This window comes from Streptomyces odonnellii, assembly GCF_000981895.1.
Taxonomy (GTDB): Bacteria; Actinomycetota; Actinomycetes; order Streptomycetales; family Streptomycetaceae; genus Streptomyces; species Streptomyces odonnellii.
Map to the genome: position 1 here is coordinate 1 of NZ_LATD01000150.1, position 6,876 is coordinate 6,876.

Consider the following 6,876-nt stretch of genomic DNA (forward strand, 5'->3'; position numbering starts at 1 on the left):
CCGCCCCCGGCACCCCCGCCGCGGTCACCGACTTCCCGACCGTGGCGGACCTCACCTGGGCGGCGTCCACCGACGACAACGGCGTCACCGGCTACTCCGTCTACCGCGACGGCACACTGGTCAACGCGTCCGGCAAGGCCTCGGTCCGTATCTCCGGCCTCACCGCGGGCAGGACCTACGCCTTCCGGATCACCGCCCGTGACGCGGCCGGCAACGAGTCCGCGCCGAGCCGCGAGGTGAAGGTCACCATGCCGGCGGGCGGCGACCTGGCGCTGAAGAAGCCCGTCACCTACTCCTCGTACTCCGAGGACAACACTCCCGAGAAGGCGGTGGACGGCAATCCGTCCACCCGCTGGGCCCAGGGTCTCGGACTGCCCGACCCCTCCTGGATCCAGGTCGACCTGGGCGCGCAGTACGACGTGACCGGTGCGATCACCACCTTCGAGAAGAGCAGCGGCTACAAGTACCGGATCGAGGTGTCACCGGACGAGGTCAACTGGAAGACCCTGGCGGACCGTACGTCCGAGGACACGTCGGCGATGACCGACTACGTCCACACCGCCGAGCCGGTCGCGGGCCGTTTCGTACGGCTGACCGTCACCGGATCGCGCGGCAACGGCGGCAGCATCTTCGACTTCCAGGTGTACGGCACGCCCCGCGCGCCGAGCACGGACCGGACGGCCCCCTCGGCCCCCGGCCGGCCGCGGGTCACACCGCTGCTGCCCAGCCTGGTGGACCTGGACTGGCCGGCCGCGACCGATGACACCGGTGTGACCAGCTATGTCGTCTACCAGGACGGCAAGCGGATCGGTGTCACCGGCGCCACCTCGCTGCGGGTCTCCGGTCTGACCCCGGACAAGCAGTACTCGTTCACCGTCGTCGCCCGCGACGCCGCGCTCAACACCTCCGAGCCCGGCGAGGCGGCCGTCGTCACCACACCCGCCGACAACGATCTGGCGCTGAACAAGCCCGTCACGGCCTCGTCGTACTCGGAGGACAACACCCCCGAGAGGGCCGTCGACGGAAACCTCTCCACCCGCTGGGCCCAGGGCCTCGGACTGCCCGACCCCTCCTGGATCCAGGTGGACCTGGGCAAGGACACCAGTGTCTCCGGTGTGGTGACCACCTTCGAGAAGCCCAGCGGCTACCAGTACCGCCTGGAGTACTCGACCGACGGATCGTCCTGGTCCACCCTCGACGACCACACCTCCGCCAACACCGTCTCGGCGGCCAACTACTCATTCGCCGACAAGCCCGTCACCGCCCGCTATCTGCGGCTGACCGTCACCGGCTCCAGTTGGAACGGCGGCAGCATCTACGAACTCCAGGCGTACGGCGACTTCTGACCCGTACGCGCCCCACGGAACCGTACGCGCGGGACCGGCACGCCCACACAGAAACGAAAGCCACGATGAAGATCACCCATGTCGAAGTACACCGGATCGACGTTCCGGCGGCCAGCCCGCCCTTCCGCTGGCGGGACGGGCTGAGCGGAAGCGCTCCGGTGGGCGACGGCGCGGTCCTGCGCATCGGTACCGACGAGGGAGCCGAAGGCGTGGCTCTGTTCGCCAGGCCGGGCGCCTTCATCACCCTGCGCGACCTGGTCGAGCGGGTCTTCCGCGAGGAGTTGGTCGGAGCCGACCCGTTCCGCCGGGAGTGGCTGTGGCACCGGGTGTGGGAGCTGGACCGTATCCACGAACTCCCGCTCCCCGCCCTGGGCCTGATCGACACCGCCCTGTGGGACCTGGCCGGCCGGTACCACGGCCAGCCGGTCTGGCGCCTGCTCGGCGGCTTCCGCGAGTCGATCCCCGCGTACGCCTCCACCTCGACGTTCTCCAGTGTCGCGGAGTTCCTCGACGTGGCGGACCAGTGCCTCGAACTGGGGTACAGGGGCATCAAACTGCACGCCTGGGGCGATGCCCGCAGGGACGCCGAGCTGTGTCTGGCGCTGCGCGACCATGTCGGCCCCTCGGTGCCGCTGATGTACGACGGGTCGGCGGGCTTCGACCTGCCGGACGCGATCCGGCTGGGGCGGGCCCTGTCCGAGGCGGACTACCTCTGGTACGAGGAGCCGATGCGCGAGTTCAGCATCTCCGCGTACCAGCGGCTGGCGGCGGCCGTGGACATCCCGCTGCTGGTCGCAGAGACCTCCGACGGAGCGCACATGAACTCCGCGGACTTCATCAGGGCCGGCGCCGCCACCTTCGGGGTGCGCGCCGGCACCACCCTCCGGGGCGGGATCACCGGTGCCATGCGCACCGCACACCTTGCCGACGCCTACCGGCTCCGCGCCGAGGTGCACGGTTCGGACATCCCGAACCACCACCTGTGCATGGCCATCTCCAACACCACCTACTACGAGTCCCTGGTGACCGCGACGAAGGTCGTCCGCGAGCGCCATGTGGACGCCCAGGGCCTGGTGCACGCCCCCACGGGGCCGGGCATAGCCCTCCCGCTCGACTTCGGCTACGGGAGCGAGCTCCAGCGCTTCGTCGAGCAGCCGCGCTGACCGGGCGGCGGCAGCCGATGCCCTTACGAAGGTCACGGACATCACGGCCGTTGCCGAACCCGGCGCCCCCATCCGGCGCGTTACCTGTCCCACGGGGTCCCCCCGGCCCCATGTGGTCCCGCGGTCCCACGCGGTCCACGCGAGAACAAGAAAGGCAAGACGATGAGGTCTTCCGGATCTCCGAGAGCCGGCCGGCGCCGCGCGGTGCTGCGTACCGCCACCGCCGCGCTCTCCCTGGCCATGGCGGCCGTGCTGGCGGGCTGTGCCAGTGCCGACACCTCCACCGACTCTCCCTCCGCCGATCAGGGATTCAAGCCGGCCGCGCAGAAGGAAGGTTCGCCGATCACGGTGTGGGCGGACTCGACGCGGCTGCCGTCGGTGCAGGCGTACCAGAAGTCGCACCCGGACGTGAAGATGGAGATCGTCACGTACGACGGCGGCGCCGACGGCTCCACGTATCTCCAGTCGAAGACGCAGCTCTTCGACCGCACCGGGAGCGGCTGGCCGGACGTGGTGTTCGGCTCGCCCACCGACATGACGTGGGCGTCGGAGCCGACCAAGCCGGGTGCGCAGGCGTTCGCGGCGCCGCTGGACGACAAGCTCGTCCCGAAGAGCACCCTGGACGGCTTCGCCAAGGGCTCCCTCGCGCCCTGCCAGTTCAACGGGCACACGTACTGCATGCGCAATGACATCGCGCAGGTGGTGCTCTGGTACAACAAGTCCCTGATGGACAAGTGGGGTTACGAGGTCCCCGCCACCTGGGAGCAGTACGAGGCGCTGGGCAAGCGGGTCGCGAAGGAGCACCCCGGCTATCTGGTGGGCTCGGTCGGTGACACCAACTCGCACGAGTCGTACTTCTGGGCGGGCCAGTGCCCGGCGTTCAGCCTGGTGAAGCCGGACACACTGCGCAGTGACCTGAACGACGAGAAGTGTGTCCGGACGGCGAAGCTGCTGGACGGGCTCATCTCGGCGAAGGCCGTCACCACCAAGGGGTTCTTCAGCCAGGGCTTCGCCAAGGACAGCGGTTCCAAGGTGCTGATGGCGTACGGGCCGTCCTGGTACGGGCAGTACCTGTTCAAGACGGCCTTCAAGACCCCGGCCAAGCAGATCGCCGTGGCGCCTCCGCTGGCCTGGCAGGGCGAGACCGCCCGTACGACCGGCAATGTGGGCGGTGGTGTGTGGATGGTGTCCTCGCACAGCGCCAATCTCAAGGCGTCCACGGATCTGGTCACCTGGCTGACCACCTCCGACGAGAACCAGGCGTCCGCGCCGACCTACCCCGCGTACACCAAGGCGGCCCAGGCGTGGCTGGCCAACCCGGTGAACAGCGACTACTTCGCCAACGATGTGACCAAGCCGTTCCAGGAGGCCGCGGACGAGGTGTGGACCGGCTGGTCGAACACCAGGTTCTCGGACGCCACCGCCTGGTCGAGCGTGGTTCTGCCCGCGCTGACCTCGGGCAAGAGCCTGGTCTCGACCCTGCCCGCCTGGCAGGAGGAGATCCGTAACCAGGCGAAGGCCGAGGGATACCAGGTGGTCGACGAATGACCCTGCTGGAGACCGAGCGCGTCGCCGTCTCCGCCCTCCGCCGCGGCACCGTGCCGCGGCGGAGGGGCCCCGGCCGTGCGGGCTACTTCTTCGTCGCCGGTTACGCCCTGCTGCTGCTCGCGTTCGGTGTGTTCCCCACCGGCTACTCGTTCTATCTGGCGCTCACCAACGACCGGGGGCAGTTCACCGGGTTCAACCAGTTCGTGAAGGTCGCCCAGGACTACCGTTTCGTCCCGGCCTTCACCCACATGCTGGTGTATCTGGTCATGTGGCTGGCCGTCCTCGTTGTGCTGGTCGTGCTCGTCGCGGTGGTGCTGCGCAGCCGGGTACGGCCGGGGACCTCGGCGCTGTTCCGGTTCCTGTACTACATTCCGGGCGCGCTCGCCGGGGTGGCCAGTGTGCTGGTGTGGCTGTTCATGCTGGACCCGGATGTCAGCCCGGTGTCCTGGCTCCTCAACAGCATGGGCATGCACAGCTTCGCGGCCGTGCTCGCGCCGGGCAATCTGCCGCTGATCCTGATGCTGATCGCGTTCTGGACCGGCGCGGGCGGCTGGATGGTGGTGATGTACGGGGCGCTCAACAACATTCCGGACGAGGTGCTGGAGGCCGCGCGGATGGACGGCGCGGGGCCCTGGCGTACCGCCTGGCACATCCAGATCCCGATGATCCGGCAGTGGATCGTCTATATGACGATCATGGCCTTCGCGACCGGCACCCAGCTCTTCGTGGAGCCTCAGTTGCTCCAGACCGCGAGCCTCGGCCGGGTCAGCCCCTCGTGGTCGCCCAACCAGCTCGCGTACGTCTACGCCTTCCAGCAGGGCGACTTCAACGGCGCCGCCGCCATCTCGGTCTTTCTGCTGGCACTGGGACTGATCGCCGCGGGGCTCCTCGTCGCCCGATCGAACCTGTTCACGTTGGACGAGAAATGACACAACTCCCTCTGTCCCCTTCCGCCGTGGCGGCGGGCCGGCGCGGCACCGGCGCCGGCTCCGGACCGCGTGTCCGACCGTCCCGGCTGGTCTCCTTCCTGATCGTGGGCCTGCTGCTCGCCGTCCTGCTGGTGTTCTTCGTGCTCCCGGTGATCTGGCTGCTCCTCGCACCCTCGAAGACCGCCGGCCAAGTAGTGCACGACAACCCGCTGTCCTTCGGCTCGTTCCAGCAGATCGGCACCGCCTGGAGCCATCTGTTCGGCTTCCAGGACGGCGCGATGACCACCTGGCTGACCAACTCGGCGATCTACTCGGGCGGTTCGCTGATCCTGACGCTGCTGGTCAGTGTGCCCGCCGGCTACGCGCTGGCACTGACCAAGTTCCGGGGCCGCAAGACACTGCTGACCATCACCCTGGTCACGATGATCATGCCGCAGGCCACCCTCGTCCTGCCGATCTTCCTGGAGCTGAACCGCTTCCATCTCATCGGCACCGTCTGGTCGGTGATCCTGCCCTTCTCCTTCTACCCGTTCGGCGTGTATCTGGTCTATATCTACTTCGGCAGCAGCCTGCCCAGGGACCTGCTCTCCGCCGCGCGGATCGACGGCTGCACGGAGTGGCAGCTCTTCTCCCGTATCGCGCTGCCGCTGGCGAAGCCGGTGGTGGGGCTCGTGGCGTTCTTCAGCTTCGTCGGCAACTGGAACAACTTCTTCCTGCCGTATCTCGTACTGCCGAACAGCGACCAGTTCCCGGTCCAGGTGGGGCTCAACCAACTCCTCACCTCCACACCCTCGTTCAACCCGGTCGCCGGCGCGGGTCTCAACATCACCATTCCCGAACTGGCCCTGGCGATCCTGGTCGCGATCCTGCCCGTTCTGGTGCTGTTCCTGTTCTCGCAGCGCACGCTGGTGTCGGGAATGCTGGCCGGAGCGACCAAGGAATAGCCGCGCAGTCAAAGACCGTTGGGGCAGAGTCCCTGCCCATTGACCTGGGAGCAGCATTGGAAACCGAGTCCGGCTCCGTCACCTGGCCCCCGCCCGAGCTGGCCGCGAGGCCGGCCCACCATCCGCCGACCGCTCCGGCCACCGGCACCGACGGTGTGCGCCGGTACGACGGGCTGAGCTACGCCACCGAATCCGGCTACCGGCCGCGCCTGCTCGACCTGTCCGTACCGGCATCGGATGAGCCCGTGCCCGTGGTGGTGTGGATCCACGGCGGCGCCTGGCTGGAGGGCGACCGGCGCTATCCGCCGCCGACGGTGAGCACGGATCTGCTGTTCGGCTCGCTGGTACGGGCCGGGCTGGCGGTCGCCACCATCGACTACCGGCACGCCCGCGAGGCCCCGTTCCCGGCGCAGCTCCATGATGTGAAGGCGGCCATCCGCTATCTGCGCCACTACGCGGGGCAGCTCGGGATCGACGGCGCGCGGCTCGGTGTGTGGGGCGAGTCGGCGGGCGGGCACCTGGCGGCGCTGGCGGGCCTGACGGGCACGGACGACCCCGCGCTCGAAGGTACGGAGGGAATACCGGAGGGTGACACGACGGTCACGGCGGTGGTGGACTGGTACGGCGTCGCCGACGTGGACACACCGCTGCGGGACAGCCTGGACGACCCCGTCATCGCGCTCCTGTCCGGCTCTCCGGCGGACCACCCCGAGCTGGCGCGGGCGGCCAGCCCCACCACGTACGCCACCCGCTCCCCGGCCCCGCCCTTCCTGCTCATCCACGGCACCCGCGACACGGTGGTCCCGTACAGCCACAGCAGCCGCCTGGCCGGCTTGCTCCAGGAGGCCGGCAACAAGGCGGAACTGATCCCGGTCCCCGACGCGGAACACATCTTCCTGAACGCGGACCCGACGCCCTTGGTCGCCAAGAGCGTTGCCTTCCTGAC

6 protein-coding genes are annotated in these 6,876 nt (G+C 68.9%); all 6 read left to right on the forward strand.

The genetic code is table 11. From position 1 onward, the window contains the following. On the forward strand, nt 1-1,346 hold a 1,346-nt coding region (locus WH07_RS15415; RefSeq protein ID WP_046500459.1), incomplete at its 5' end, for a discoidin domain-containing protein. A gap of 65 nt (nt 1,347-1,411) precedes the next feature. Beyond that, the gene (locus WH07_RS15420; protein WP_046500460.1) at nt 1,412-2,509 is read left to right on the forward strand and encodes an enolase C-terminal domain-like protein; all 1,098 of its coding nucleotides are present in this window, start codon (nt 1,412-1,414) and stop codon (nt 2,507-2,509) included. 162 nt (nt 2,510-2,671) lie between these two features. Beyond that, nucleotides 2,672-4,057: an ABC transporter substrate-binding protein gene (locus WH07_RS15425; RefSeq protein ID WP_046500461.1), complete on the forward strand. Its 1,386-nt coding sequence runs from the start codon at nt 2,672-2,674 to the stop codon at nt 4,055-4,057. Further along, nucleotides 4,054-4,986, forward strand: a complete 933-nt coding sequence (locus WH07_RS15430) for a carbohydrate ABC transporter permease (RefSeq protein ID WP_046500462.1) — start codon at nt 4,054-4,056, stop codon at nt 4,984-4,986. The genes WH07_RS15425 and WH07_RS15430 overlap by 4 nt, the downstream gene beginning before the upstream one ends. Beyond that, the gene (locus WH07_RS15435) at nt 4,983-5,930 is read left to right on the forward strand and encodes a carbohydrate ABC transporter permease (protein WP_046500463.1); all 948 of its coding nucleotides are present in this window, start codon (nt 4,983-4,985) and stop codon (nt 5,928-5,930) included. The genes WH07_RS15430 and WH07_RS15435 overlap by 4 nt, the downstream gene beginning before the upstream one ends. Nucleotides 5,931-5,986: 56 nt before the next feature. Further along, the coding region (locus tag WH07_RS15440; RefSeq protein ID WP_063775771.1) for an alpha/beta hydrolase at nt 5,987-6,876 on the forward strand (890 nt) is incomplete at its 3' end.

What these genes read in the sequence shown, in the direction of transcription:
- WH07_RS15435 (WP_046500463.1), top strand. Translation starts at nt 4,983, where the DNA reads ATGACACAACTCCCTCTGTCCCCTTCCGCCGTGGCGGCGGGCCGGCGC.
- WH07_RS15420 (WP_046500460.1), top strand. Translation starts at nt 1,412, where the DNA reads ATGAAGATCACCCATGTCGAAGTACACCGGATCGACGTTCCGGCGGCC.
- WH07_RS15430 (WP_046500462.1), top strand. Translation starts at nt 4,054, where the DNA reads ATGACCCTGCTGGAGACCGAGCGCGTCGCCGTCTCCGCCCTCCGCCGC.
- WH07_RS15425 (WP_046500461.1), top strand. Translation starts at nt 2,672, where the DNA reads ATGAGGTCTTCCGGATCTCCGAGAGCCGGCCGGCGCCGCGCGGTGCTG.